This window comes from Caldicellulosiruptor diazotrophicus (genome assembly GCF_017347585.1).
GTDB lineage: Bacteria > Bacillota > Thermoanaerobacteria > Caldicellulosiruptorales > Caldicellulosiruptoraceae > Caldicellulosiruptor > Caldicellulosiruptor diazotrophicus.
The window spans coordinates 1676905-1701759 of record NZ_AP024480.1 but is presented as its reverse complement, the minus strand read 5'-3'; the positions used below and the strand labels follow the sequence as shown (position 1 = coordinate 1701759).

Sequence of the window (24855 nt, the reverse complement as noted above, 5' to 3'; positions counted from 1 at the left end):
TTTTGTTCATTATTAAATCTTATGTATCAATTTTATTTGACATTAGCTCTAAATCTAATTTATAATTCCATATTGAGCAAAATAGCAGCTTAAAAGGTAGGGGGAAAAGTTATGTCTGGACATTCAAAATGGGCAAATATAAGGCATAAAAAAGAAAAAACAGATGCACAGAAAGGAAGACTTTTTACAAAACTTGGTAGAGAACTTATGGTTGTGGCAAAGATGTACGGACCTGACCCTGAAACAAATCCAAAACTCAGGGATGTTATTGCAAAGGCTAAGGCAAGCAACATGCCCATGGATAAAATAATGGGGTTTATAAAGAGAGCAGCTGGTGAGATTGATACAACAGGGTACGAAGATATTACGTACGAGGGTTATGGTCCTGGCGGGGTTGCAGTTATTGTTGAGGCAATGACAAACAACAGAAACAGGACGGCCGGAGAGCTTAGACACATTTTTGACAAAAACGGTGGTAATCTTGGTCAAACAGGTTGCGTTTCATGGATGTTCAGCAGAAAAGGTGTCATAGTTATTGAAAAAGAAAGCTTTCCAGATGAGGATTTTGTGATGGAAAAGGCGTTAGAGTATGGTGCTGAGGATTTTTCCTCAGGAGAGGATATATATGAGATAATTACATCACCTGAAGATTTTTCGAAGGTCAGGGAAGGTCTGGAAAAAGAAGGTTTTACATTTATAAGAGCGCAAATAGAGATGATTCCCCAGACAACTGTAAAACTTTCAAATGAGGATGCCCAGAAGATGAGAAAACTTATTGACATGCTTGAAGACAACGATGATGTAAAAGAGGTATATCATAACTGGGAAGAAGATGAAGAGTAATTTTTATGTATAGCAGTGGGTTTGGCAGGGAATAATAGTAAAAAAAGTTTGAGTACTCATGGGGGCAGAAGAAGATGAGACTGTATTTTAAAACTGCCACGCTCACTGCTATTATTATTTTCTTGTTTATAGTGTCATTTGCAGTGGGGTTTACTATAACATTAGAAAGAGGAAAAGTAAAATCTGAAAAGGACATAAAAGGTAAGAATGTTACACAGATTGCCTTTATAAACAAAGATAAAGAAGCCAGGATAGCTGATAATACTTTGTTTGTTGTAAGAAAATATTTTAAAGGATGTGGACATGTCATCGAAGAGAAGAAATTAGTACCAAAAGAGTATGTAGGGATGTCAAAGCAGGACTTTAAAAATATGTTTGCCGGATGGGAAATAGATGCGTTCAGCTCTAAGTATGTGGTAATAAGCCGTGTATTTGACGGTTTTTGCCCAAATCATTTTATAATTTCTATAAAAGACGGAAGGGTAGCTATATTTTATTCACAACCGGTAGACGGTGATACTCTGAAGCTCATTACTCCAATTAGCATTGAAAGCTTACCAGAACAAGAGGTCAATGATTTAAAAAAAGGAATTGTGGTTAACTCGTTTGAAGATGCAATTAAGATAATTGAGGATTTTGGGAGTTAAAAAAATTATATGTAACATAGTTTACCCATAATTCATATTATGTTAATGAAAGAAAACATAATATGAATTATGGGAGGTAGGAATGTATGTCAGAAGAATTGGATTTGAGGTATGAAGGTCATGAGCATCATTACCATGACATTTGTGAACACATGAAAAGATACCTGGGTGAAACTGTTACAGTTTTTACAGAGAGCGGAGGAGAAAGTGGTCAGGGATTTACAGGAGTTTTAGCATTGGTTACACCAAGATTTGTAAGACTCATTGTTACAATAGGAACACCACCAGATGATCCATTCTGGTACAGAGGCTATGACTCAAGAGAAGAGTTTGGTGAACATCATCGAAGAGTAAGATGCTGTCCACCACACAGAAGATTTTGCGGACTTGGTTCAATAGTTGACATTCCATGCAGAAAGATAGTTGCTTTTGTTCATAATGCTGTATAAAAAAGCCTTGAAAGGCTGGCACAATTTAAACTGCCAGCCTTTATTTTACATAATTTGTGAGTTTTCCAATCCCATCAATTTCAACTTCAACCACATCTCCCTTTTTTATACTTCCAATGCCAGAGGGTGTTCCTGTTATTATCACATCAAAAGGTTTTAAAGTCATAATAGAGCTTATATAACTTACAAGTTCCTGCACAGTAAAGATAAAATTGCTTGTATTTGAATTTTGAACAATTGTACCATTAATATAAGTTTTGATTGGGCTGTTGTTCGGGTCGATTTCGTCAGTTATAATAGGACCAAGTGGCAAAAAAGTATCAAAAGATTTTGCTACAGTCCACTGACCGTTTTTGGGTTGTAAATCCCTTGCAGTTACATCATTTGCACATGTATAACCAAGTATGTACTCATTTGCCTCTTGAGGTTTTACATTGCGACACTCTTTTTTTATGACCACTGCAAGTTCTCCTTCATAATCCACATGGCTACTCATGTGCTGCGGATAAATTATACTGTCGTTGTGACCGATCACACATGTCGGAGGTTTTAGGAAAAGCACTGGATTTTTTGGAAGTTCAAGTCCGAGTTCTTTTGCATGATCTTTGTAGTTAAGTCCCACACATACAATCTTTGAAGGCTTGACAGGAGGCAAAATCTTTAACTCATCTAAAGTAAAAGATTCTTTGCTTATTTTAAGTGGGTCAAGACTTTTTAAAACCTTCACTGAGCTGCCATCAATAAACCCGAAAAATGTTTTGTTTGCATAAAAAAATCTTCCCAGTTTCATATTTCTTGAGCACCTCTCAATAATATAAAATATAACTTGGTCAAAATTATATAATATCCTCTCCAAAAACACAAATAATAAATTGCAAGTGGCCTCTTGTAAACTTTCATTTTTGGTGATATAATAAGATTGTTAAATTTTAAACGAAATTTGGGCTTTGGATGATTAAAAATCTTATATTTTGGGTATTAATTTAAATAGTATTTTGTAGGATAATAATTTTGGAAAGTTTTAAATATGATTTTACAGGTGGTGATTTGGTTGCCAAAGGTTCTTCGAGCTGACAACATGAACAAGTGTCTTGGATGCTTTACATGTATGCTTACATGCGCAGCAGTAAACCATAACAACCACAACCTTGCAAAAAGTTCTATAAAGGTGAAGACAAGAGGGGGACTTCAGAGCAAGTTTGCGGCAACAATTTGTGTTGCGTGCAAGGAACCAGCGTGTGCAGAGGCTTGTCCCACAAATGCACTTGTAAAAAGGCCCGGTGGCGGTGTTAAGCTAATTGAAGAAAAATGCATTGCATGTGAAAAATGTGTTAGCGCGTGCATAGTTGGGGCAATTCACATGGACTATGACAGAAAAATCCCGATTGTTTGTAAACACTGTGGGGCATGTGTGAGGATGTGTCCACACAATTGTCTTTCTATGGAAGAGGTGAGCGAATAAGATGATAGGGACAGAGTTTATAAGAGTGCTTTATATAGACCTTACAAACAAAAAGGCAGACATTCAAGAAAGGAAGGACCTTTACAAATACCTTGGTGGGGCAGGTATTGCAGTAAAACTTTTAGAGGAAAATATGAAAAAAGGTGTTGACCCATTGCATGAAAGCCAGCCGTTAATCATTTCAATCGGACCTCTTTCAACCATATTTCCTGTGGTAACAAAAGCTGTAGCAACTTTTATTTCACCTCACACAGGTGAGTATGGTGAGAGTCACGCAGGTGGAAGACTTGCAATGGCTATAAGAAATGCAGGATATGATGCCATAGTCATAACAGGAAGGGCTAAGAAGCCAACATACCTTGTCATTACAGATAAAAATATTGAATTTAAAGATGCAAGAGCTATGTGGGGACTTGACATAGAAGAAACAGGAAGAGTGATAAGAGAAAGAGAGCCAGGTCCAGGGAAAAGAAGTATAATCAGAATTGGCAGGGCAGGAGAAAACCTTGTAACATACTCTTGTGTCAATGTTGATACTTACAGACATTTTGGAAGACTTGGAATTGGTGCAGTCCTTGGAAGTAAGAATTTGAAAGCAATAATGATAATGGGAGAAGAAAACTTACCAATTGCTAATCTTAAAGAGTATTTTAAGACCTATCAAGAAATATACAAAAAAGTTACACAGACAGATGCAATGGCTAAATACCACGAGCTTGGGACGCCTATGAACATCAAAGTTCTAAATAGCATAAGTTCTCTTCCAACAAAAAATTTACTTCAATCTACGTTTGAACATGCAGATGATATCTCAGGTGAGACATTTGCTGAGAAAAACCTTGTCAGAAAAGTTTCGTGTGTTGGTTGTCCTATTGGATGTATCCATATAGGACAGTTCAGACGCGAGTTTGACAAGGGATATGAGTATGAATCTATTTCTGTTTCATATGACCATGAACTTATATATGCACTTGGAAGCCTATTGGGAGTAAAGACAACAGATGAAGTTTTGCAGATTATAGAAGAAGTTGAGCTTGTAGGACTTGATGCCATTTCAACTGGTGTTGTACTGGCATGGGCAACAGAAGCGCTCAAAAAAGGGCTTATATCAAGGGAAGATACCCTTGCGGACCTTGAGTTTGGCAACACCATGGAGTATATTAAAGCAATTGATAATATCGCAGATAGAGTAAACGAGTTTTATTACACAATAGGCAACGGTTTGAAAGAGGCTGTGAAAAAATACGGAGGAGAAGAATTTGCTCTTTTGTATGGTGGAAATGAAATGGCAGGATATCATACAGGCTATGCATTTGCGCTTGGTCAAACAGTTGGGGCAAGGCATTCTCATTTGGATAATGCAGGTTACTCTTATGACCAGAGTGCAAAAGAAATCAAAGATGAGGAAATAATAGATTATGTAATAAATGAGGAAAAGGAAAGAGCAATCTTGACCTCCCTTTGCATATGCTTGTTTGCAAGAAAAGTATATGACAGACCTACAATCTTAAAAGCCTTAAATTCGATTGGTATTAATTGGACTGACCAAGATTTGATAAGACTTGCCAATGACGTCTTCTTTACAAAACTTAAAATCAAAAAGGAACTGGGATATTCGCTTGAAAACTACAAATTCCCAAAGAGAATTTTTGAAACGCCAACTTTGTGGGGCAAGATGGACGAAGAGAGACTAAACAGACTTTTGAAGATGTATATTGAGAGGGTGGAAAAGGAATATGAAAATTGGAGTAGAGGTAAATGATTTTTTTAGGAGATATGGAAGTGAAGTAGGGAAAATGGAGGTTGAAATTGGACCGAACACAAACGTGGAAGAGCTTCTTAAAAACTTAAACATTCCAAAAGACAAAGTAGGATTTGTGATTGTCAATCAAAAAAGAGTTGACTTTGATTATGTGTTGTCAGAAAATGATAGTGTGTATATAACTCCATATGCAACTGGAGGCTAATTTGAGTATGCAAAAAAGGTATTTAAAAAACTTGAATGCTATAACAGAAGAAGGACAAAGAAAGATTCTTTCAACAACAGTTGCAGTTGTTGGGGTGGGCGGAATAGGTGGTTTTTTAATAGAAGGGCTTGCGCGGCTTGGAGTGAAAAAAATTATAGCAGTTGACATGGACTCTTTTGATGAAACAAATTTGAATAGGCAGATAATTTCAAATGTAAACAACCTTGGAAAGTATAAAGTATTTGAAGCAGAGAAAAGAGTAAAAGAGATAAATCCTGCAGTTTATTTTGAGCCAATAAAGGAAAAGGCTTATTTAGAAAACCTTGATATATTTTTGATGGAAGCAAATTATATATTTGATGCAACTGATAATGTGGAAATAAGAAAAAGCCTTTCTAAGTTTGTACAAAAGATGGGGAAAACATTAATTCACGGCGGATGTGCTGGCTGGTATGCTCAGATTGCCGTCATCACAAAAGACACACCAGGAATTGAAAAGCTTATAGGAGAGACAAATGTTGAAGGTGCTGAAAAAGACCTTGGCAATCCCATTTTTGCTCCAATGTTGACGGCAGCGTTAGAGCTTTCTGAGTTTTGTAAACTGATATCAGCTCAAGGTGAGAACTTAATTGGAAAGTGTATGGTTGTAAATCTCTTGACAAATGAATACAGAATTTTTGAATTTTAGAATCTTTCCGAGCCACAGTAGCCTAAAAAGAGGGTGTTTCCTCTTCATGGTGCTGTGGCCGATAGGGTGCAGATTTGGGAAACCGCTGCGCCTCCCGCTTTGGAAAGGAAAGATTCTTCTAAAACTTGGTTTTTAGAAGGATACTCTTTTGCTTCAGGTTTCAAAGCGGGGGAGTATCCTTTTTGTTTTTGAAATATAAATGCGGAGGGATATAAATGAAAAAAGAAAAGTATTTTAGAAATTTAGCAGCATTACTTTTTTTAATTTGGATTGCTACTTTTAATTTTATTTCATTTTCTTATTCTAAAACTTATAAAATAGCTACGACTACTAGTATATACGATAGTGGTTTTTTAAATTTTGTTACACCAATATTTGAAAAGGAAAACAATATAAAGTTCGATTTTATTTCAGTGGGAAGTGGTCAAGCTGTAAAGATTTTCAGAAATGGCGATGTTGATGGAATAATAATACATGAAAAATCATTTCTGGATGAGCTTAAAAAAGAAAAACTGATAAACGGTTATACGGCATTTGTTTTGAACTATTTTATACTTGTTGGACCCAAGGATAAAAAGGATTTATTTAAAAAGGTTAAAAGTGTCCAAGAAGCTTTTGCCTTGATAAGAAAAAATAACTTTAAATTTGTGTCACGTGCAGACAACTCAGCAACTTATATTAGAGAACTTGAGATATGGAAGTTAGCAAATGTCCAGCAAAATTTTGGAGGATATATAAAGTCAGGGCAAGGTATGGGGATGAGTCTAAATCTTGCAAATGAAAAGGGAGCTTTTATTCTCACTGATGAAGCAACATTTTATAGAATGAAAGATACATTAGATAACTTGGATGTAGTTTACCAAAATCCAAAGGATCAAGTACTTACAAATATTTATTACTTTGCTTACTCACCTAAAAAAGCGCAGCTTTACAAATTTGCTACCTACTTGAAAAGCAAGGAATTTAAAGATCTTGTAACTTCTTTTAACATAAAATTCTTCAAAAAAGAAATCTACAGAGTTGTAAAATAAGTGCTCAAGAGGTAGCAAGATGCTGGCAAATGTAGTTATTTCAACTTTGGTTGTTTGTATTCCTTCGACATTCTTGGCAGTTTTGATAGGTGTTCCTGCAGGATATTTTCTTAAAATCAAAAGATTTAAATACAGAAAGATGGTAATAAGAATAGTTTATACCCTATCTGGGCTACCACCTGTGCTTGCAGGACTGCTGGTATACATACTTCTTTCCAGAAAAGGGCCTCTTGGTTTCTTGAACATACTTTTTACAAGATGGGCAATGGTTATTGCCCAGGTAATACTCATTGTTCCTATAGTCACACTGTATACCGTGTCTGGACTTAAAAATTTAGATAGGGTTATTGAAAACTTGGATTATTTGAACGTGAAAGGACGCAAAAAATATATAGCCATTATGAAGGAATATTCAAAAGAAATAATGTATGCTATTGTTTTGGGTCTATCAAGATCAATTTCTGAGGTTGGTGGAGTTTTGATTGTTGGAGGTAACATAGAAGGAAGCACACGGATTTTAACAACAGCCATAATTTTTGAAATTACCAAGGGTGAGTTTTCAAACGCTCTTTTGCTGGGCTCGATACTTCTTACCATCTCATTTATTTTTAACACAATTTTACAAATATTACAGGGTGATATTATTGATTGAGATAAAAAATGTAAAAAAGAACTTTGGACAGGTGACATTGTTTGAGTGCAAAAATCTTACGTTTGAGAAAAAAGGACTATATGTTATTAGAGGACCAAACGGTTGTGGAAAAACTACTTTTTTAAAAATGCTTTTTGGGAAAGACAAAGAGTATTCAGGTACAATAAATAATCTTTTTAAAAAAAACATTATGCTTCCACAGCAGCCATATTTTTTTAGAGGAACGGTTGAATATAATCTTGGACTTGCTCTTTCGCATGAGAGGCTAAAGTATACCCAGGGGGTTTTAAAGATGTTTGGTGTTCCTCTTAAAGTCAACATAAATCAGCTCTCATCTGGGCAAAAACAACTAGTAGGTTTTTTGAGAGCGTTTTATATACCTTCTGATGTGCTTTTCTTGGATGAGCCCGATTCCTTTCTCGACAAAGATGTAAAAGAGTTTGTGTACAGACTTATAGAAGATGAAGCACAAAAAAGGTGTATAATAATTGTAACACATAATCAAGGTATATCTTTGAGGGGTACTGTGATACGTTTTGAAAATGGTCAGATTGCCAAAGAAGGGGAGATTAACATATGAAGGTATTAAAAACATATTTTGAAGTGTTTGAAATACTTAAAAACGAATTTTATGATTTTAACCTTGAATCAGAAAAAATATATATTCAAGATGCGGTTTTTAGGATTGCGGCTCAAGATATTATAGCAGATATAGATGTTCCTCACTTTGACAAATCTACTGTTGATGGATATGCACTAAGATGTGAAGAGACGTTTGAAGCAAATGATGAAGCCCCGGCAATGTTTGAGATAATAGGCGAGGTAAAAACAGGAGAGGTACCAGACTTTCAAATACAAAAAAGACAGGCTGCAAGAATCTTCACAGGAGGATATGTACCACAAAATGCAAATAGTATTGTAATGCTTGAGAATACCATTGAAGAAGACGGGAAGCTTTATGTTTTCAAGCCTGTAAGACCTAGCGAGAATATAATTAAAAAAGGTGAAGATATAAAAAAAGGAAACGTTGTTATAAAGAAATATCAAAAACTTGAACCTGTTCAAATTGGTGTACTGGCAGCAATTGGAAGAAAGGAAATAGAAGTTTTTAAAAAAATAAGGGTGGGTATTATCTCAACCGGGGATGAGATAATTTCACCGGACGAAAAGCTTGATAGTGCAAAGATTTATGATGTTAACTCATTCACCTTGTTTACATCTTGCTACAGAGAATACGCTCTGCCAAAAATGTACGGAATTGTAAAAGATGATTTTGAAGCTTTAAAAGATATCCTCTATAAAGCTTTGCAGGAAAATGACATTGTTCTTATTTCAGGTGGAAGTTCAGTCGGTACATACGACAACACTTTAAAGGCTATTGAGAGCCTAAAAGATTCTAAGGTGCTTGTTGACGGTGTTTCAATAAAACCGGGCAAACCAACAATAGTAGCTAAGGTTGGAACAAAGGCAGTTTTCGGACTTCCTGGCCATCCTGTGTCTTGCCTTTTTATATTCAACTTTTTTGTAAAAAAACTTATGGACATAATATTACATCAGCAGGATACTTCCAGAAAAGTATTTGCAAAGATGAAGACAAGCATCGCAACTTCATCCGGCAGAACTGAGTTTATGTTTGTAAAGCTTCATTTTGGTGATGAGATTTTAGCTGAGCCTCTTTATGGAAAATCAGGTTCGATAAATCTTTTGAATAATGCAAGTGGATATATAAGGGTTGATGCAACAAAAACTGGTATCAGGGCGGGAGATATTGTTGAGGTGATATTGATATGAAAGATTATCATTTTTCAGCTGTGCTTCCCCAGCATGCAAGATCTTGTATCCAGGAAATTTTAAGAAAATATCTGATACTTAATGAAGAAGAAATTTCATTGTATGATGCAAGAAATAGATTTATTGCAGAGGATTACAAAGCTATTCACACATCCCCACCTACAGATGTTGCTGCAATGGATGGATATGCTGTGATGGCTGAAGAGACATTTGAAGCTTATGACACAAATCCAAAATACATTGGATGTTTCAAGGTTGTTCAAACAGGCGAGAGTATAGATAATTTCAATGCAGTTATTCCTTTTGAAGATGTCCAAGTTGAAGGTGAAAAAATAAAAATTTTTCAAAGTTACTATCCGCGCCAAAACATTCGTTCAAAAGGCGAGGATATAAAAGAAGGTGAGATGATAATAAAGAAAGGTGAGTTTTTGACATTTTTTGATAAGGTATATTTAAAAGCTGGTGGATGGCTTAATGTCAAAGTTTACAAAATGCCAAAGGTTGCTTTTCTTCCAACAGGGGATGAGCTTATGGATATAATTGAAAAAAGTGGGCAACTTGTTGAGTTCAATTCGGTGATTTTTAGTGAACTTCTTTATCAGTACGGTTTTGAAATTAGCATTTTCAAACCAGTAGCCAACAATTTAAATGTTTTAAAAGAAACTTTGAAAAAACTTTTAGATGAATTTGATATTGTGTTTGTAAATGCTGGGTCATCTAAAGGTGACAAAGATTTAACATCTGAAGCTATCCAAAGTCTTGGCAAGGTAATTGTCCACGGTATAGCTATAAAGCCTGGCAAACCAACAGTCATAGGTGAGGTAAATGGGAAACTTGTAATGGGGCTTCCTGGTTTTCCTGTTTCTATGTTTTTTGTTCTCAAAGAGATTTTTTTAAAGGCTTTTTTTGACACATATTTGTTGAATCCGAAAGAAAGAACCGTTTCGGCAACTTTGGAGAGAAGAGTTGGATCGGATATTGGATCTGAAGAGTATATAAGAGTAAAACTTGAAAACAAGGATGGCAAAAACCATGCAAGAGTTTTAAAAAGAGGATCAAGCGTGATTTCAAGCTTGATACGGGCAGATGGGTATATAGTTGTGCCAATAAATGTGGATGTGGTGGAAGAGGGAAGTTTGGTAAAGGTCAAGATGATTTGAAAAAGGTGATGAAAATGTTTGATGGTTTTTCAAGAAAAATAGACTATTTGAGGCTTTCTGTGACAGATAAATGTAACTTTTATTGCATGTATTGCCGAAAAAAGGATTTGATTTATAATACGATAGACCAGCTTTCAAAAGAAGAAATATTTATGATAATCTCTGCATTTAAAAAGCTTGGAATACAAAAGCTTCGGATTACTGGTGGAGAGCCTTTTTTGAGAAATGATATTTTTGAGATAATTGACTTTGCACACAGTATTGGTATAAAAAACATAAATATAACAACAAATGGTTGGTTAGATACCGAAAAGATTAAAAAGGTTATTAAAAGTCCGCTAAAGTCAATAAATATTTCTCTTGATACATTAGAAAGAGAAAAATTTAGGTATGTGACTGGAATTGATGGTTTAGATAAGGTTTTGAGAGCGATAGATGAGTTAAAAGAATACAAGAGAGTGAAAATAAACACTGTGCTTATTCGCTCTGTTAACCTTGATGAGATAGAAGATTTGATTTCCTATGCAAAAAAGAGTAATATTATTATTCGCTTTATTGAACTTATGCCAATTGGTATTGCCAACCAAATCTTTGAAGATGAATTTGTAAGCAAAGATGAGGTTATCAAAAGGTTCAAAGGAATAAAAGAAGTGGCTACAGATAAAGTTTCCACTGCTAAATATTACTATGTTGAAGATTTTGACTACACGGTAGGATTTATAAGTTCTGTATCAGACCATTTTTGCAAAACATGCAATAAAGTCAGAGTCTCATCAACTGGCGTGCTTTACAACTGTCTTTTTGATACGAATGGCTTGAAATTAAGAGATTATCTGGATGCTGAAGAACTCCTGCTCAAAAAGATAGAAGATTTTGTCAAAAAGAAAAAGCTGATAAGAAGCCTAAAATCGGATATGCCGATGTTCAGAATAGGAGGGTAGTGTAAATATGGAATTTACACATTTTGATAAAGATGGCCTTCCCAAGATGGTAGATGTTACGTCAAAAGAACCAAGTTTTAGGGTTGCAAGAGCAAGCGGGAAGATCTTTGTAGGAAAGGATGTTATTGAAGCAATTGAAAATGGGCTTTTACCGAAAGGGGATGTGTTTGCAACTGCTAAGGTTGCAGCGATAAATGCTGCCAAAAAGACATTTGAGCTCATACCTCTTTGCCACAACATATTTTTGTCTTTTGTTGACGTTTCGTATAGAATAGACAGGGAAGAAGGGTACATTGAAGCGGTATCAGAAATAAAAACTGAGGCAAAAACAGGTGCTGAGATGGAAGCAATCACAGCAGTGGTTATTTTTTTAGAGACAGTATATGACATGTGCAAAGCAGTAAAAAAAGATATGGTAATTACTGATGTCAGGCTTATAGAAAAATCTGGGGGAAAATCTGGACATTATATTTTTGAAAATGAAAATAAAACTGCAAAGGTTGTGTCAATCAATATCAGCAAACAAAAAGGAACATCAAAAGAACCAGTTAATGAAGCTATTTTGATTGAAAACTATGGGATTGAAGGTGATGCACACGCCGGGACTTCTCATCGTCAGGTGAGTCTTCTTGATATATCCAGCATAAAGAAGATGGAACAGTACGGGCTCAAAGGCCTTTGTTTTGGCAAGTTTGCAGAGAACATTACAACAGAAAACTTGGATCTGCAGAAAATTTCGCTTGGAACAAAACTGAAAATAGGGAATAATGTCTTGCTTGAGATAAGCCAGATAGGGAAAAAGTGCCACGGTAGCGGCTGCGAAATTGCAAGATTGGTTGGAGTTTGTATTATGCCCAAAGAAGGTCTGTTTGCAAAAGTATTAAAAGGTGGCAAAATTAAAGCGGGAGATATTATTGAGATCTTAAATGAGTAAAAAATCGGCTCAAGTTCCACTTCCACATTCTCTTTCATTTTCTAAGAGAATATTAAGACCATGATTTAAAATTGGTAAAACTGCCTCAAGACACTCTTTTACTGCCTTAGGTGAACCTGGAAGATTTATTATTAAACTGTTTTTGTATATTCCTGACACAGCACGGGAAAGGTAGCTTTTCTTGTTTATCTTTCCCGTTTCATATCTTATAAGCTCTGAAATACCTGGTGTTTGTTTTTCTACAATTTCAAGTGTTGCCTCAGGTGTCACATCTCTTGTATAAAATCCTGTTCCACCAGTTGTCAGTATTAGGTGTGCTCCGCTTTTTTGTGCTTGAATTATGGCTTCTTTTATCATTTCCTTCTCATCTGGTACAATCTTATAAAATACATTTATAAAACCTTGTGATGACAGTATATTGATTATCACTTTTGCGCTCAAATCCTCTCTTTCTCCTATTGAAGCTTTGTCAGAGCATGTGATTACTGCGAATGTAAAATCCATTTGTTTCATCTCCTTCCTGCAAGGCTTCTGCTTAAATATTTTTTAGTTGGCATTTCAAAGTCAACAGGAATTTGTTATAATTATATAAGATATTTTCTTGTATTGAAAGAGGGAAATTTAATGATTGAAATTAAAGAAGTACTACTGGAGAACCGAGAAAAAATCAGAAATTTTTGTTATATCAACAATGTGCCTTTTGATGAAGGCGCAATTTCACATGTTGTGTTAGATAGCAACAATATATTAGGGGTTTCTCAGATTAAGGTTGAAAATGGTGTAGGTGAAATCATTACTATTTTTGTGAAAGAAGAGTTTAGAAACATGGGATTGGGAGACGGACTTTTAAAAATGCAGATTAATTTTTGTTATAGAAATTCAATAGGTTTTATTAAAGTAAAAAAAGGTCTCAATGATGGTTTTTTCCAAAGAGTTGGATTTGTAGAAGATGGTGAATATCTTGTATTAGATGTTCAGGCGTTTTATGCAAATTTCAGATGTCAGCAATAAAATTTTGTAGAAAGAGGGTAAGAAATGCAGCTTGATTATGAATGGTTCAAGAAAAAAATCTGGGAGTATGTAGGGATAAATCTTTCGTATTATAAAGAAAAACAAATGAAAAGAAGAATTGAGTCTCTTATGAAAAAAAATGGGTTTGAAACTTTTGCAGATTATTACAATGCATTGACTAAGGACCAGAAACTTTTCAACGAGTTTATAAACTATTTAACAATCAATGTATCTGAGTTTTACAGAAACCCTCAACAATGGGAGATACTCGAAAAAGAAATCATGCCGTATATATTAAAGAGAACAAAGAGACCAAAGATATGGTCTGCCGCATGTTCTACAGGTGAAGAGCCATATTCAATTGTGATGCTTTTAACAAGATTTTTCTCTTTGAGTGAAATAAAGATTTTAGCAACCGATATTGATGATGATGCTATAAGAAAAGCCAAAGAAGGAGTATATATAAAAAAGAGTTTAGAAGGACTGCCTCAGGAATTTGTAAAGAGGTTTTTTAGAGAAAATGGAGAATTATATTACATAAGTGATGAAATAAAAAGGTGTGTTGAATTCAAACACCATGACCTTTTGAAAGATCCATATCCAAAGGATATTGACCTAATCGTATGCCGTAATGTTTTAATATATTTTACAGAGGAAGCAAAAGATATGGTCTACAGAAATTTTAACAAGTCACTTGTCATGAATGGTATTTTGTTTGTAGGATCAACTGAACAGATAATAATGCCTCAAAAATATGGGTTAAAACCTATAAAAACTTTCTTTTATGAAAAGGTGATGAATATTTGAATGCAAGGAAAATTACATATGCAGGTATGATGGTGGCACTTACAATAATCTTTTTGATATTTGCTTCAACCTTACCGCGGGCGAATAGCATATTTTATATACTTTGTTCTATAAGTATCATGATCATGGTTTGGATTTTTGGGATTAAAGAGGGATTTGTTGTATATATTGCAAGTTCTTTAATAGGGTTTTTTTTAGTTCCTAACAAGTTTGTAGCAGTGGTTTATATTTTAATTTTTGGTCTATATCCTTTAATAAAAGCTTTATGTGAAAGAGGTTTTCCTGTTTATTTAGAATTTTTTTTGAAATTTTTGTATTACAACCTTGCATTAATTATTTTATATTTTATGTTCAAACTAATTATAAAAGAACTTCCTCATTTCAAATTTGGATTAGCTCTGACAATTGTTTCTTCAGAGGTTATATTTATTCTATATGATTATCTTCTTACGCTGATTTTGCAAAAACTAAAGAGCCTCAAAATCTTTGGAGGGACTAACCATGGCTGAACTTATGATAAAAGATGCGCTTTCATTTTTAGTAGCGTTTGTCCTTGTAACCATCATAACACCATATGTGCAGAAAAAATCTATTGAACTGGGTTTTGTAGACAGACCAAACCCGCGAAAAATTCATTCAACACCAATACCTGTTACAGGTGGCATAGCTCTCTTTTTAGCTTTTTTTATATCCCAGTTTTTGATAAGAGGTTTTAGCAAAGAATTTTTAGGATTTTTTATTGCTTCATGCTTGATTTTAGCAATAGGTCTTTTAGATGACTGGTATAAATCACAAGGGAAAGAACTGAGTGCTTTACCAAAATTCATTGTTCAGATTTTAGCATGTTCAATAGTATTCTTTATGGGAATACAGATTGAAGGGATCACAAATCCCTTTACTCATAAATTCATAAGCTTTCCTGTTTGGTTCCAGTATATAGCAACAGTTATTTGGCTTTTTGGAGTAACAACTGTTATAAACTTTATTGATGGGATAGACGGACTTGCAGCTGGTATTACCACAATTTCCGGGACAACCCTGTTTTTTGTTGCGCTAATGAACCTGAGCATAATATCAACCGCAAGGGTTTCAACATATATGGCGGCAGCTTTAGTAGGTGTGTCGTCTGCGTTTTTGATATTCAACCGTCATCCTGCTAAAATTTTTATGGGTGACAGTGGTGCAACTTTTTTAGGATTTGTTCTTGGGACAATTGCTGTGGAAGGGACGTTTAAGGTAGCAACGGTAGTGTCGTTGATAGTACCCATTTTGACGTTGGGACTTCCTATCTTTGACAATCTTTTTGTTATATTCAAGAGAATCAAAGAGGGGAAACCTATTTATCAGGCTGATAGAAGCCAGGTACATTTTAGACTTTTGGAAGCTGGCTTGAACCAAAAACAGACGGTCTTATTTTTATATCTTGTTAGTATTTGTTTTTCTTTGACATCCCTGATTATCATGCTTCTTGCCAGAAGATAAGATATTAAAAGTTTTTTAAGTTCTTTTTCTTGTTCTAAGCCGCCCAAAGATTAAATATTCTTCTTAGTATGAAAGATTAACATAACTTTTTTGAAAGGGTGGTTTAGAATGAGAAAAAGAATTATTTTTTTTGTTATGTTTTCTTTTTTAATCTTTTTGGCAGGTTGCAGCTGGGAAAATCTATCTTCCACCTCACAGGAAAGTACTTACGCTAACAAGAGCACTCAAACAGACGATGGTATCAAATTTGAGGTTGTGGAAAGTGATGTTTATTTTTCTCAACAAACTGGACAAAGTGAGAATCTTGCAAGTATTAAAACTATTTTTTGCGATAAAAATCACAACTTAGTGTTGACAGAAGTTTTATCAAACAAAACACTTGATGTTGCAAAAAGAGGGCTTGAACTTTCTATTTTTTCAGTTTCTCGACAGCGCACCCTCAGAAGTTTTGGGCTTTTTTGTATTTTTCCTGATAGTGTGAAGATAAACTTCTTGAAAATTGAAAAAAACGCTGCAACTATCGACTTGAGTAGCGAGTTTTACAAACAAAAGTATTTAGATTTTTACATCAAGGCAATAACTTTTTACTTGACATCGTTTGAGAATGTAGATAGAGTATACTTTTACAATGAAGGGAAAAGCTATACAAACAAAGCCTTTGAACGCAAAAAAACAGGGCAGGTTATAATTTTTGTTCCTCAGAGAGTTTGTTCAGAGATTTTTCTTATCCCTAAGTGGATAGACATTCCAGACAAATTCAAAAATATTCCCATGACCTTTGCACTAAAAAGTTTAATTAATAGTCTTAGCTATAGATTTTCTAAGTTAAATGGGTTAAAATTGAATAATGTAAAGTTAAAAGAAAATACTTTGTATATTGATCTTTCAAAAGAGTTGTTAATCCTAAAAGGTAGTAGCCAGGTAGATATTGTTCTTTCGTCAATATGTTTTACTGCAAGAGAATTAGACAAAAATCTCAAATATTTAAAGATTTCAATAGATGGGAAGGAACCTTATCTTGACCAGTATGATTTGAGAGAAAAAATATATATGGACCAGTTTAAGTTAAACAGTTTGAAAATAAGACTGTAAGAGGAAAGGAGCAAAAAGATAATGAGACAAGACCAGAGATCTTACGATGAACTTCGACCAATAAAAATAACACGAAATTTTATCAAATATGCAGAAGGTTCATGTCTTATTGAAATGGGCAACACGAAGGTGATTGTTACAGCAACAATTGACGACAAGGTACCACCGTTTAAAAAGGGAAGTGGGGAAGGATGGATAACAGCTGAATACTCAATGCTTCCGCGTGCGACCCAGCAGAGAAATGTAAGAGATATAAATAAACTAAGGCTCAGTGGAAGAAGTCACGAAATTCAAAGACTTATAGGTAGGGCTCTGAGAGCTGGTATAAATTTTAAAGTACTTGGAGAAAGAGTAATAATCATAGACTGCGATGTTATCCAAGCAGATGGTGGAACACGTACAGCTTCTATAACTGGTGGGTTTATTGCTATGTTTGATGCATGTAAAAAACTTTACGATGAAAAAATAATTTCAAACTTTCCTGTAACAGACTTTATTGCAGCTGTATCTGTGGGAATTTGTGACGGTGTTGAGATGCTTGACCTTTGCTTTGAAGAAGACTCTAAAGCTGCAGTTGATATGAACCTTGTCATGAACGATAAAGGTGAGTTTATTGAGATACAGGGAACTGCCGAAGGCTCGCCTTTTTCGTGGGAACAGTTTCAAAAACTTTTAGAACTTGGGAAGCAAGGCATACAAAAGATAATAGAAATACAGAAAGAAGTTTTAGGTAAAGACTGTAATCTTGTTGGGAGTGTGCCGAAAGATGAGAAAACTTCTCGTTGCGACCAAGAATGAGGGGAAAGCAAAAGAAATAAAGCAGCTCATTGGAGGTTATTTTAACGACGTGGTTACACTGAAAGATTTTGACATCAATATAAACATCATAGAAGATGGTAGTACATTTGAAGACAATGCTCTAAAAAAGGCAAAAACTATTTATACCCTTTACAGGCAGCCGACACTTGCTGATGATTCTGGTCTTGAGGTAGATGCTTTGGGTGGAAAACCGGGTGTGATGTCTGCAAGGTATGCAGGGGAGAAAGCGACTGATGAGGATAGAATAAAAAAACTTTTGGATGAGTTAAAAGATGTGCCAGAAGACAAAAGAGGTGCACAGTTCATATGTGTTCTTGTTTTTATTGACCAGCAAGGTAGGATATATCAGACTAAAGGGATTTGCCGTGGTAAAATTGCATTAGAACCAAAAGGAAAAAATGGGTTTGGATATGATCCTATTTTTATACCTGATGGATTTGATAAAACATTTGCTGAGCTTGATAGCCAAATAAAAAATCAAATATCTCACAGATCAAAGGCTTTTGAAAACCTAAAAAAGATCCTGGGTGAGATTTACAATGAAGGTACTTGTGATTAGTGATACACACGGGATTGTATATGATGCAGAGAGGATTATAAAAAAGTACGAAAAGAATGTTCAGATGTGTATTCATCTTGGAGATTTAGTAAAAGATGCTGTTTATCTTCAGAATAGGTTCCCCAATCTCAAGTTTGAAATTGTCAGGGGGAACAATGACTTTACAAAGGATTTTCCGTCTGAGCAAGTAATTGAGCTTGGCAGCAAAAAAATACTTATTACGCATGGTCATATGTATTCTGTGAAATCTACATATGACCTTATTGTAAACCATGCAAAAGCGTTTAGAGTAGATGCATGCTTTTTTGGTCATACTCATCAACAGGAGGAGTTTTATTCGGACGGGATTCTTTTCTTGAATCCGGGAAGTTTAGCTTTTTCAAGAGATGGTTCAAAGACGTTTGCAATAGCAGAAGTTACTCCTTACGGGGTTGTAGCATATTTGGAAAAGGTGTGAAAGAAATTGATAGTAGCGCAAGGTGAACTTGTGAATATAAGAGAGGTTAGGTGGGGAGACTTAAAATATCTTCAAAAATGGGCAAATGATCCAGAAGTTGCCTACTGGGCAAGGGCAGAAACAAATATTTCAAGTGTTACAATAGGAGAGTTTCGAAGATGGTATTACAGGCGCTCCTCCTCTTCTGTTAGAAGATTTATCATAGAAACGAAGGAATCTAAAAAGCCTATTGGTTCTATTTCCTATAGAGATTATGATTCTGTCAACAAAGTGGTAGTTCTTGGCATACATATTGGAGAAAAGAGTTACTGGGGGAAAGGATTTGGCACCGATGCAATTAAGGCGTTTGTGAGATACCTTTTTGATACACTTGATATAAATAGGATTGAGCTTGATACTTTTGATGAGAATGTAAGGGCAATCAAGGCATATCAGAAGTGCGGATTTAAGATTGAGGGAGTTTTAAGAGAGGCAAGACTTATTGAAGGAAAGTTTCATGATGTAATTATTATGGGAATAACGAGAAAAGATTATTTAAAAATAGCAAACAAAACTCAAATATGATATAATAAAAACAAACATAAAATGACTAAAACAAAATAAGGGGGACAAAAATGAAGAGTATAAATTGCATCGGTGCTGATTTTGGTGCGTCAAATGGCAGGATTTTTGTTGGAAGGTTCGATGGGTCTGTTTTGGAGCTTTGTGAGGTTCACAGGTTCGAAAACAATCCTGTGAGGCTTGGTAAAAATCTTTTTTGGGATTTTCTTTACCTTTTTAACAATCTTAAGATTGGAATCTACAAAGCAAAAAAGCAATTTGAAAGTATAACAAGCATAGGGGTTGACACATGGGGTGTAGATTATGGTTTGATAGACAAACAGGGAAATCTTATTTCAAACCCCTATCATTATCGTGACCTGAGAACAAAATCAGCTATTGAGGAAGTAGGAAACATTATACCCCTCAATCAGCTGTATAACACCACTGGTATTCAATTTATGAATTTCAACACCATTTTCCAGCTTTACATAGACTACAAGACAAGAACTGAGATAATGAAAAATGCTTCTTCTCTTTTGTTTATGCCAGATCTTTTTACTTATTTTCTAACAGGTGAAAAGGTAAACGAATACACTATTGCTTCGACTTCTCAGCTCTTAGATGCACACAAGAGAACATGGTGTTTTGATATCATTGAAAAACTTGGGTTTGAAAAAGATTTATTTAATGATATAATTTATCCAGGAAACATTTTAGGAAAGCTTTCAAAAGATGTTCAAGAAGAACTTGAAGTAGAGAGTATACCTGTTGTAGCAGTAGGTAGTCACGACACAGCTTCAGCTGTAGCAGCAGCACCATTTTCTGACGGAAAACAAACAGTTTATCTTAGCTGTGGTACATGGTCGTTGATGGGTGTCGAGCTTGACAGACCTTTGATAAATGAAAAAACATTTGAGAAAAACTTTACGAACGAAGGCGGGGTTGAGAACAAAATAAGGTTTTTGAAAAACATCACAGGTCTTTGGATTATCCAGCAACTAAAAAGTGCATGGAGCAAAAAGTTTGAAGAAGTAAATTATAATCTCATAAGTGAACTTGCGCAAAAATCACATGTTGATTACGCAATTGACCCTGACAATGAACGGTTTTTAGCACCTGTTGATATCATTTCGGAGATAAAGAACTTTTGCAAAATATATTTTGGGGAAGAACCAGAAACACTTGGCGACATTGCAAGAGCAGCTTACAATGGAATTGTTAAGAAGTACCAGGCAACAGTTGAAGAGATAGAGAACTTAACAGGATTCAAGATTTCCACAATAAATATGGTAGGTGGAGGTATTAGAGATAAGTATCTTTGTGAGCTTACAGCAAAGTTTACGCAAAGAGATGTTGTAGCAGGACCTGTTGAGGCAACAGTGCTTGGTAATATTCTTATGCAGCTTATAGCTTTGGGGGAGATTAGAAGTCTGCAGGAAGGAAGAGATCTTTTAAAAAAGAGTGTCCAATTTGAATACTACAAAGGGAGGTAAGAGGAAAAGTGCTTGCAATTGAACGAAGACAAAAGATTATGGCAATGCTCAATGAAAACAAAAGCGTGCTTGTACCTGAACTTGCAAAGCTTTTCAATGTTACAGAAGAAACTATTAGGCGTGACCTCGAAAAGCTTGAAAAAGAAGGACTTTTGAAAAGGACATATGGCGGGGCAGTTTTAGTTGAAAATTACAATGTTGATATTCCTTTTGAGTTTAGAAATGTTACTAACATAGAAGGTAAAAAACAGATAGCATTGAGCTTGATAAAGTACATCGAAGATGGCGATACTCTTGTAATGGATTCGAGCACGTCTGCGCTTCAGGTTGCAAAGCTTTTAAAAACGAAGAAAAAAATAACTGTTATTACAAACTCAGAACAGATAATCAATGAGCTAAAAGTTTTTGAAGACACAATAAAGGTTATTTCAACTGGTGGGACACTTAGAAACAAATCTTTGTCGCTTGTTGGACCAATAGCTGAACAAACTTTGCGTTCTTTAAATGCAAACAAAGCAATAATATCATGCAAAGGCTTTGATATTGAAAAAGGGTTTACTGAGTCAAACGAACTTGAAGCTCAGGTTAAAAAACTTATGATTGAAATAGCGGATAAAGTCTACATGATAGCAGACCATACAAAGATGAACAAGACAGCTTTAGTAAACATTGCGACGCTTGATGATGTTGATTTTATATTCACAGACAAGATACTACCACCAAGTCAAGAAAATGCAATCAGAGAGAAAAATGTTGAGATTGTATATTGCTAAAAAAAGGGGCCAATTAGCCCCTTTTTTATATTTTTTTTGTTGAGGAAAAAAGAATATCGTAAAAGTTTGGAAAAGAGATTGATGCACACTCTGCATCTAAAATGGTACTTTCGCCATCAACTGCACACGCCATGATTGATGCTGCCATTGCTATTCTATGGTCTTTATATGAATTTACAATAGCACTTTTGAGTTTTTCCTTTGAGCCAATTATTTCAAGTCCATTTTCAAGTTCATAGCACTCAGCTCCAAAACTTTTCAGCATCTGAACTGTTGTCTTTATTCTATCACTCTCTTTTACTCTTAGCTCTGAAGCATGGTCAATTGTGGTTTTACCATCGGCAAACGCTGCTGCAACTGCCAAAATAGGTATTTCGTCTATGATGCGCGGAATATCGTTTTTGTCAACCTTTACACCTTTTAGGTTGCTGCTTCTTGCAACTATTTTTCCCACAAGCTCTCCGTTTCTATTTTCTATATCTTCAATTCTAATATCAGCACCCATCTGTTTTAGAACATCAATTATGCCCGTTCTTGTTGGATTTAAAATGCAGTTTTCAATGACCACTGAGCTATCTTCACATATAAGGGCAAGGACAATAAAAAATGCTGCAGATGATATATCTGATGGAATCTTTATCTTTATACTGGAAAGTTGACTTGGCAGTATTTCTACTGAATATACTCCATCTTTTTCCCAGCTTTTTATATTTGCTCCCGCATGTTTTAACATGAGCTCTGTGTGATCTCTTGACTTAGGACTTTCTTTTATAACACTTTTACCTTCAGCTTTTAAAGATGCAAAAATCAATGCAGATTTTACCTGAGCACTTGGAATAGGTAGGGTATACTCAATTGGTTTTAATTTTTTGTTGCCTTTTACCTTAATCGGCAAGAAATCTTCTTTTTCTAAAAACTCAAACTCAGCTCCCATTTGAGTAAGAGGTACTGTAACTCTTTTCATTGGTCTTTTTTTAAGGGAGCCATCACCTGTCAAAATGGACTCAAATTCCTGGGTTGCTAAAATTCCAAGAAGAAGTCTTGTGGTTGTTCCTGAATTTTGGCAGTCCAGTATCCGTTTTGGAGCAAAGAGGCTAAAATCGTTCCCTATAACTATTATTTTGTCATTTCGAATTTCTATATCAGTGCCAAGATTTTTGAAACAATTTATGGTTGCTAAACAATCATCCGAAAAGAGAAAGTTTTCTATCTCTGTCACACCTTTTGCCAGACTTCCAATCATGATACTTCTATGGGATATTGATTTGTCAGGAGGAACAGTTACATTTGAGTTTATTTTTCTTTTTCCATCTATCTTAACATTCACTTTTCATCACTCACAATCGTATCTCTAATTATTTTTGCTTTTTCAAAGTAGTTGAAAATTTCATTATAGTTTTCACTTTTCAAGCTTGTTTTAAAGTTTTTCAGAAGTTCAATATAAGCGTCAATAAGTTCAAGCAACATGTTCTTATTAGAGATTGATATATCTGCCCACATTTTAGGACTGGAGGAAGAGATACGGGTTATATCTTTAAACCCTCCTCCAGCAAATTTACAATATATCTCATTACTATTTAACATATTTACAAGTCCTGCAGATACAACATGCGGTAAGTGCGAAATAACAGCAGTTATTTTGTCGTGAAGTACATAGTCAACTTCTTCAACCTTGCAACCTATCGATTGCAAAAGATTTTTAAGCTTTTCAATATCTTCTTTTCTGTTCATTTCAGTTGGGGTTATAAAATAGTATGCACCATTAAAGAGTTCATCAAATGAATATTTATAGCCTATCTTTTCAGTACCTGCCATTGGATGTCCACCGATAAAATTTGCAATTTTATGTTCGATGGAATATTTGCAAATATGAGTTTTTGTACTTCCAACATCTGTTATGATTCCATTTTTGATTTTTGATGATAATTTGCCAAGAATAGGTATACTTTCTAATACTGGGACACATATAAAACTAAAGGCATACTCATCCTCTGTCTCATTCAAATCATCAATCCTCTCTTTTACAACACCTTCACAAATAGCCTTTTCAATTGCACTTTTGTCTATATCATAAGCATGAATTTCATATCCGCATTTTTTAAAAGCTTTTGCAAGTGAACCGCCAATGAGACCAAGCCCTACTATGAGTATCTTATTTCTCACCATTTTTTCTATACACTCTTTCCAATTGATTTTGCTATTAAAGTTATCTCTTTTACAAGCTTGTCAAACTCCTCAGGTGTGATTGACTGAGGACCGTCAGAGAGAGCCTTTTGTGGGTTTGGATGGACCTCAATCATAAGCCCATCAGCTCCTGCTGCAATTGCCGCTTTTGAAAGTGCCGGAACATACTTTGCTTTCCCTGCTGCATGACTTGGGTCAACTATTATTGGAAGATGGCTTTTTTCCTTTACAACAGGAATTGCAGAAATATCTAAAGTGTTTCTTGTTGCTGTCTCAAAAGTCCTTATCCCTCTTTCACACAAAATAACATTTGGATTTCCTTCGCTCAAGATGTATTCAGCAGCGTTTAGCCACTCTTCAATTGTTGCTGCGAGGCCTCTTTTGAGAAGAACAGGTTTGTCTTGTCTTCCAACATATTTTAGCAAATTAAAATTTTGCATATTTCTTGCACCAATCTGGAAAATATCCACATAATCATACGCTCTGTCAACAGCACTTTCGCTTATTACTTCTGTTATTACTAAAAGGTCATACTTTTGCGCAGCTTCTTTGAGAATTTTCAATCCTTCTTCTTCAAGACCCTGGAAAGAATATGGAGATGTTCTTGGCTTATAAGCTCCGCCACGCAGGATCTTTGCACCGCTTCTTTTAATCTTTTCTGCAACTTCAAACATTTGCTGATAACTTTCAATTGCACATGGACCACCAATGAGCGTAAGTGTATCTCCGCCAATCTCAACATCTTTAATTTTTATAACTGTAGGTTCTGATTTGAAGGTTCTGCTTGCGAGTTTGTAGCTCTCTAAGATTGGTATTATTCTGTCAACACCTGGTAAAAGTTCAACAGGGACATCAGATAGAATTCTCTCATCGCCAATGACACCAATCACAGTTCTTTCAACGCCCTGTGAAATGTGGGGCCGCAAGCCCAGTGATGTGATAAGCTTTACAACTTCTTCAATATCTGACTCTTTACAGTCCTTTTTCATTACAATAATCATATTCATCGCCTCCATCCTACCATTTTTTATTTTACTACAGTTTGCATCCGTTCTACCATTCTTCAAATT

General features: G+C 35.1%; 30 protein-coding genes and 1 riboswitch. Of the genes, 25 read left to right on the top strand and 5 right to left on the bottom strand.

The features are described 5' to 3' along the window. Positions 1–111: 111 nt before the first annotated feature. From CaldiYA01_RS08270 to CaldiYA01_RS08260, 3 genes are all read left to right on the top strand, one after another. Positions 112–843: a YebC/PmpR family DNA-binding transcriptional regulator gene (locus tag CaldiYA01_RS08270; RefSeq protein WP_207178667.1), complete on the top strand. Its 732-nt coding sequence runs from the start codon at positions 112–114 to the stop codon at positions 841–843. Positions 844–917: 74 nt separating this feature from the next. Then, on the top strand, positions 918–1490 hold the full coding sequence (locus CaldiYA01_RS08265; RefSeq protein WP_207178661.1) for a BofC C-terminal domain-containing protein: 573 nt from the start codon (positions 918–920) through the stop codon (positions 1488–1490). 86 nt (positions 1491–1576) lie between these two features. Beyond that, on the top strand, positions 1577–1939 hold the full coding sequence (locus tag CaldiYA01_RS08260) for a hypothetical protein (RefSeq protein ID WP_207178652.1): 363 nt from the start codon (positions 1577–1579) through the stop codon (positions 1937–1939). A gap of 40 nt (positions 1940–1979) precedes the next feature. On the opposite strand, the gene CaldiYA01_RS08255 is transcribed toward CaldiYA01_RS08260, so the two are convergent. Continuing rightward, on the bottom strand, positions 1980–2729 hold the full coding sequence (locus CaldiYA01_RS08255; RefSeq protein WP_207178647.1) for a fumarylacetoacetate hydrolase family protein: 750 nt from the start codon (positions 2727–2729) through the stop codon (positions 1980–1982). A gap of 261 nt (positions 2730–2990) precedes the next feature. Between CaldiYA01_RS08255 and CaldiYA01_RS08250 the strand changes: the two genes are divergently transcribed. The 11 genes from CaldiYA01_RS08250 (at position 2991) to CaldiYA01_RS08200 (ending at position 12565) form a co-directional block, all read left to right on the top strand. Continuing rightward, positions 2991–3401, top strand: a complete 411-nt coding sequence (locus CaldiYA01_RS08250) for a 4Fe-4S binding protein (protein WP_207178641.1) — start codon at positions 2991–2993, stop codon at positions 3399–3401. Position 3402: 1 nt separating this feature from the next. Continuing rightward, complete coding sequence (locus CaldiYA01_RS08245; RefSeq protein ID WP_207178635.1) at positions 3403–5163, top strand: aldehyde ferredoxin oxidoreductase N-terminal domain-containing protein; 1761 nt, start codon at positions 3403–3405, stop codon at positions 5161–5163. Continuing rightward, positions 5138–5368, top strand: a complete 231-nt coding sequence (locus CaldiYA01_RS08240) for a MoaD/ThiS family protein (protein WP_207178632.1) — start codon at positions 5138–5140, stop codon at positions 5366–5368. Before CaldiYA01_RS08245 ends, CaldiYA01_RS08240 begins: the two co-directional genes overlap by 26 nt. Positions 5369–5375: 7 nt before the next feature. Next, complete coding sequence (locus tag CaldiYA01_RS08235) at positions 5376–6056, top strand: HesA/MoeB/ThiF family protein (protein ID WP_207178629.1); 681 nt, start codon at positions 5376–5378, stop codon at positions 6054–6056. Further along, a riboswitch (molybdenum cofactor riboswitch) is annotated at positions 6050–6182 on the top strand. Its footprint overlaps the gene before it by 7 nt. Before the next feature lie 89 nt (positions 6183–6271). Next, a complete protein-coding gene (locus CaldiYA01_RS08230) occupies positions 6272–7087 on the top strand; it encodes a substrate-binding domain-containing protein (protein WP_207178627.1) in 816 nt (271 codons plus the stop codon). 19 nt (positions 7088–7106) lie between these two features. Continuing rightward, the gene (locus CaldiYA01_RS08225) at positions 7107–7739 is read left to right on the top strand and encodes an ABC transporter permease (protein ID WP_207178625.1); all 633 of its coding nucleotides are present in this window, start codon (positions 7107–7109) and stop codon (positions 7737–7739) included. After that, positions 7732–8319 (top strand): ATP-binding cassette domain-containing protein, encoded by a 588-nt coding sequence (locus CaldiYA01_RS08220; RefSeq protein ID WP_207178623.1) that lies wholly within the window; start codon positions 7732–7734, stop codon positions 8317–8319. Before CaldiYA01_RS08225 ends, CaldiYA01_RS08220 begins: the two co-directional genes overlap by 8 nt. After that, positions 8316–9530: a molybdopterin molybdotransferase MoeA gene (locus CaldiYA01_RS08215; protein ID WP_207178620.1), complete on the top strand. Its 1215-nt coding sequence runs from the start codon at positions 8316–8318 to the stop codon at positions 9528–9530. The genes CaldiYA01_RS08220 and CaldiYA01_RS08215 overlap by 4 nt, the downstream gene beginning before the upstream one ends. After that, on the top strand, positions 9527–10690 hold the full coding sequence (locus tag CaldiYA01_RS08210; RefSeq protein WP_207178617.1) for a molybdopterin molybdotransferase MoeA: 1164 nt from the start codon (positions 9527–9529) through the stop codon (positions 10688–10690). The genes CaldiYA01_RS08215 and CaldiYA01_RS08210 overlap by 4 nt, the downstream gene beginning before the upstream one ends. 5 nt (positions 10691–10695) lie before the next feature. Further along, positions 10696–11631: a GTP 3',8-cyclase MoaA gene (gene moaA, locus CaldiYA01_RS08205; protein WP_238480628.1), complete on the top strand. Its 936-nt coding sequence runs from the start codon at positions 10696–10698 to the stop codon at positions 11629–11631. Positions 11632–11638: 7 nt separating this feature from the next. Continuing rightward, positions 11639–12565, top strand: coding sequence for a cyclic pyranopterin monophosphate synthase MoaC/MOSC-domain-containing protein (locus tag CaldiYA01_RS08200; RefSeq protein ID WP_207178607.1), 927 nt, complete (start codon positions 11639–11641; stop codon positions 12563–12565). Between the two features lie 9 nt (positions 12566–12574). On the opposite strand, the gene CaldiYA01_RS08195 is transcribed toward CaldiYA01_RS08200, so the two are convergent. Further along, positions 12575–13069 carry a MogA/MoaB family molybdenum cofactor biosynthesis protein gene (locus tag CaldiYA01_RS08195; RefSeq protein ID WP_207178605.1) on the bottom strand — a complete coding sequence of 165 codons (495 nt, stop codon included), beginning with the start codon at positions 13067–13069 and terminating at the stop codon, positions 12575–12577. Positions 13070–13189: 120 nt separating this feature from the next. Between CaldiYA01_RS08195 and CaldiYA01_RS08190 the strand changes: the two genes are divergently transcribed. The 11 genes from CaldiYA01_RS08190 (at position 13190) to CaldiYA01_RS08140 (ending at position 21601) form a co-directional block, all read left to right on the top strand. Continuing rightward, positions 13190–13576, top strand: coding sequence for a GNAT family N-acetyltransferase (locus CaldiYA01_RS08190; RefSeq protein WP_207178603.1), 387 nt, complete (start codon positions 13190–13192; stop codon positions 13574–13576). Between the two features lie 24 nt (positions 13577–13600). Then, entirely contained in the window at positions 13601–14383 is a 783-nt protein-coding gene (locus CaldiYA01_RS08185) for a CheR family methyltransferase (RefSeq protein WP_207178601.1), read from the top strand. Continuing rightward, positions 14380–14892 carry a hypothetical protein gene (locus CaldiYA01_RS08180; RefSeq protein WP_207178599.1) on the top strand — a complete coding sequence of 171 codons (513 nt, stop codon included), beginning with the start codon at positions 14380–14382 and terminating at the stop codon, positions 14890–14892. Before CaldiYA01_RS08185 ends, CaldiYA01_RS08180 begins: the two co-directional genes overlap by 4 nt. Continuing rightward, the gene (locus CaldiYA01_RS08175; protein ID WP_207178597.1) at positions 14885–15865 is read left to right on the top strand and encodes an MraY family glycosyltransferase; all 981 of its coding nucleotides are present in this window, start codon (positions 14885–14887) and stop codon (positions 15863–15865) included. The genes CaldiYA01_RS08180 and CaldiYA01_RS08175 overlap by 8 nt, the downstream gene beginning before the upstream one ends. Before the next feature lie 108 nt (positions 15866–15973). Continuing rightward, on the top strand, positions 15974–16957 hold the full coding sequence (locus CaldiYA01_RS08170; protein WP_207178595.1) for a GerMN domain-containing protein: 984 nt from the start codon (positions 15974–15976) through the stop codon (positions 16955–16957). A 21-nt stretch (positions 16958–16978) separates the two neighbouring features. Beyond that, positions 16979–17755 (top strand): ribonuclease PH, encoded by a 777-nt coding sequence (rph, locus tag CaldiYA01_RS08165; RefSeq protein ID WP_207178593.1) that lies wholly within the window; start codon positions 16979–16981, stop codon positions 17753–17755. Further along, a complete protein-coding gene (locus tag CaldiYA01_RS08160) occupies positions 17724–18335 on the top strand; it encodes an XTP/dITP diphosphatase (protein ID WP_207178591.1) in 612 nt (203 codons plus the stop codon). The genes rph and CaldiYA01_RS08160 overlap by 32 nt, the downstream gene beginning before the upstream one ends. Further along, positions 18316–18792: a metallophosphoesterase gene (locus tag CaldiYA01_RS08155; RefSeq protein WP_207178589.1), complete on the top strand. Its 477-nt coding sequence runs from the start codon at positions 18316–18318 to the stop codon at positions 18790–18792. Before CaldiYA01_RS08160 ends, CaldiYA01_RS08155 begins: the two co-directional genes overlap by 20 nt. Before the next feature lie 6 nt (positions 18793–18798). Next, the gene (locus CaldiYA01_RS08150; protein ID WP_207178587.1) at positions 18799–19356 is read left to right on the top strand and encodes a GNAT family N-acetyltransferase; all 558 of its coding nucleotides are present in this window, start codon (positions 18799–18801) and stop codon (positions 19354–19356) included. A 50-nt stretch (positions 19357–19406) separates the two neighbouring features. Further along, entirely contained in the window at positions 19407–20828 is a 1422-nt protein-coding gene (locus tag CaldiYA01_RS08145) for a rhamnulokinase (RefSeq protein WP_207178585.1), read from the top strand. Between the two features lie 8 nt (positions 20829–20836). Next, entirely contained in the window at positions 20837–21601 is a 765-nt protein-coding gene (locus tag CaldiYA01_RS08140) for a DeoR/GlpR family DNA-binding transcription regulator (protein WP_015907385.1), read from the top strand. A gap of 25 nt (positions 21602–21626) precedes the next feature. Here CaldiYA01_RS08140 and aroA read toward each other — a convergent pair whose 3' ends face one another. Genes aroA through aroF form a run of 3 tightly spaced genes read right to left on the bottom strand, consistent with a single transcriptional unit; the run spans position 21627 to position 24786 of the window. After that, entirely contained in the window at positions 21627–22928 is a 1302-nt protein-coding gene (aroA, locus tag CaldiYA01_RS08135) for a 3-phosphoshikimate 1-carboxyvinyltransferase (protein ID WP_207178583.1), read from the bottom strand. Further along, positions 22925–23767, bottom strand: a complete 843-nt coding sequence (locus CaldiYA01_RS08130) for a prephenate dehydrogenase (protein ID WP_207178581.1) — start codon at positions 23765–23767, stop codon at positions 22925–22927. Before CaldiYA01_RS08130 ends, aroA begins: the two co-directional genes overlap by 4 nt. 5 nt (positions 23768–23772) lie before the next feature. Beyond that, positions 23773–24786: a 3-deoxy-7-phosphoheptulonate synthase gene (gene aroF, locus CaldiYA01_RS08125; protein WP_207178579.1), complete on the bottom strand. Its 1014-nt coding sequence runs from the start codon at positions 24784–24786 to the stop codon at positions 23773–23775. Positions 24787–24855 lie beyond the last annotated feature (69 nt).

Excerpts from the sequence above, each read along its gene's own strand:
- CaldiYA01_RS08175 (WP_207178597.1), top strand. The coding sequence starts at position 14,885 with ATGGCTGAACTTATGATAAAAGATGCGCTTTCATTTTTAGTAGCGTTT.
- CaldiYA01_RS08160 (WP_207178591.1), top strand. The coding sequence starts at position 17,724 with ATGAGAAAACTTCTCGTTGCGACCAAGAATGAGGGGAAAGCAAAAGAA.
- CaldiYA01_RS08210 (WP_207178617.1), top strand. The coding sequence starts at position 9,527 with ATGAAAGATTATCATTTTTCAGCTGTGCTTCCCCAGCATGCAAGATCT.
- CaldiYA01_RS08190 (WP_207178603.1), top strand. The coding sequence starts at position 13,190 with ATGATTGAAATTAAAGAAGTACTACTGGAGAACCGAGAAAAAATCAGA.
- CaldiYA01_RS08170 (WP_207178595.1), top strand. The coding sequence starts at position 15,974 with ATGAGAAAAAGAATTATTTTTTTTGTTATGTTTTCTTTTTTAATCTTT.
- CaldiYA01_RS08265 (WP_207178661.1), top strand. The coding sequence starts at position 918 with ATGAGACTGTATTTTAAAACTGCCACGCTCACTGCTATTATTATTTTC.
- CaldiYA01_RS08240 (WP_207178632.1), top strand. The coding sequence starts at position 5,138 with ATGAAAATTGGAGTAGAGGTAAATGATTTTTTTAGGAGATATGGAAGT.
- CaldiYA01_RS08260 (WP_207178652.1), top strand. The coding sequence starts at position 1,577 with ATGTCAGAAGAATTGGATTTGAGGTATGAAGGTCATGAGCATCATTAC.
- CaldiYA01_RS08270 (WP_207178667.1), top strand. The coding sequence starts at position 112 with ATGTCTGGACATTCAAAATGGGCAAATATAAGGCATAAAAAAGAAAAA.
- CaldiYA01_RS08245 (WP_207178635.1), top strand. The coding sequence starts at position 3,403 with ATGATAGGGACAGAGTTTATAAGAGTGCTTTATATAGACCTTACAAAC.
- CaldiYA01_RS08215 (WP_207178620.1), top strand. The coding sequence starts at position 8,316 with ATGAAGGTATTAAAAACATATTTTGAAGTGTTTGAAATACTTAAAAAC.
- CaldiYA01_RS08195 (WP_207178605.1), bottom strand. The coding sequence starts at position 13,069 with ATGGATTTTACATTCGCAGTAATCACATGCTCTGACAAAGCTTCAATA.
- CaldiYA01_RS08200 (WP_207178607.1), top strand. The coding sequence starts at position 11,639 with ATGGAATTTACACATTTTGATAAAGATGGCCTTCCCAAGATGGTAGAT.
- CaldiYA01_RS08155 (WP_207178589.1), top strand. The coding sequence starts at position 18,316 with ATGAAGGTACTTGTGATTAGTGATACACACGGGATTGTATATGATGCA.
- CaldiYA01_RS08130 (WP_207178581.1), bottom strand. The coding sequence starts at position 23,767 with ATGGTGAGAAATAAGATACTCATAGTAGGGCTTGGTCTCATTGGCGGT.
- CaldiYA01_RS08185 (WP_207178601.1), top strand. The coding sequence starts at position 13,601 with ATGCAGCTTGATTATGAATGGTTCAAGAAAAAAATCTGGGAGTATGTA.
- CaldiYA01_RS08225 (WP_207178625.1), top strand. The coding sequence starts at position 7,107 with ATGCTGGCAAATGTAGTTATTTCAACTTTGGTTGTTTGTATTCCTTCG.
- CaldiYA01_RS08145 (WP_207178585.1), top strand. The coding sequence starts at position 19,407 with ATGAAGAGTATAAATTGCATCGGTGCTGATTTTGGTGCGTCAAATGGC.
- CaldiYA01_RS08235 (WP_207178629.1), top strand. The coding sequence starts at position 5,376 with ATGCAAAAAAGGTATTTAAAAAACTTGAATGCTATAACAGAAGAAGGA.
- CaldiYA01_RS08230 (WP_207178627.1), top strand. The coding sequence starts at position 6,272 with ATGAAAAAAGAAAAGTATTTTAGAAATTTAGCAGCATTACTTTTTTTA.
- CaldiYA01_RS08255 (WP_207178647.1), bottom strand. The coding sequence starts at position 2,729 with ATGAAACTGGGAAGATTTTTTTATGCAAACAAAACATTTTTCGGGTTT.
- rph (WP_207178593.1), top strand. The coding sequence starts at position 16,979 with ATGAGACAAGACCAGAGATCTTACGATGAACTTCGACCAATAAAAATA.
- aroF (WP_207178579.1), bottom strand. The coding sequence starts at position 24,786 with ATGATTATTGTAATGAAAAAGGACTGTAAAGAGTCAGATATTGAAGAA.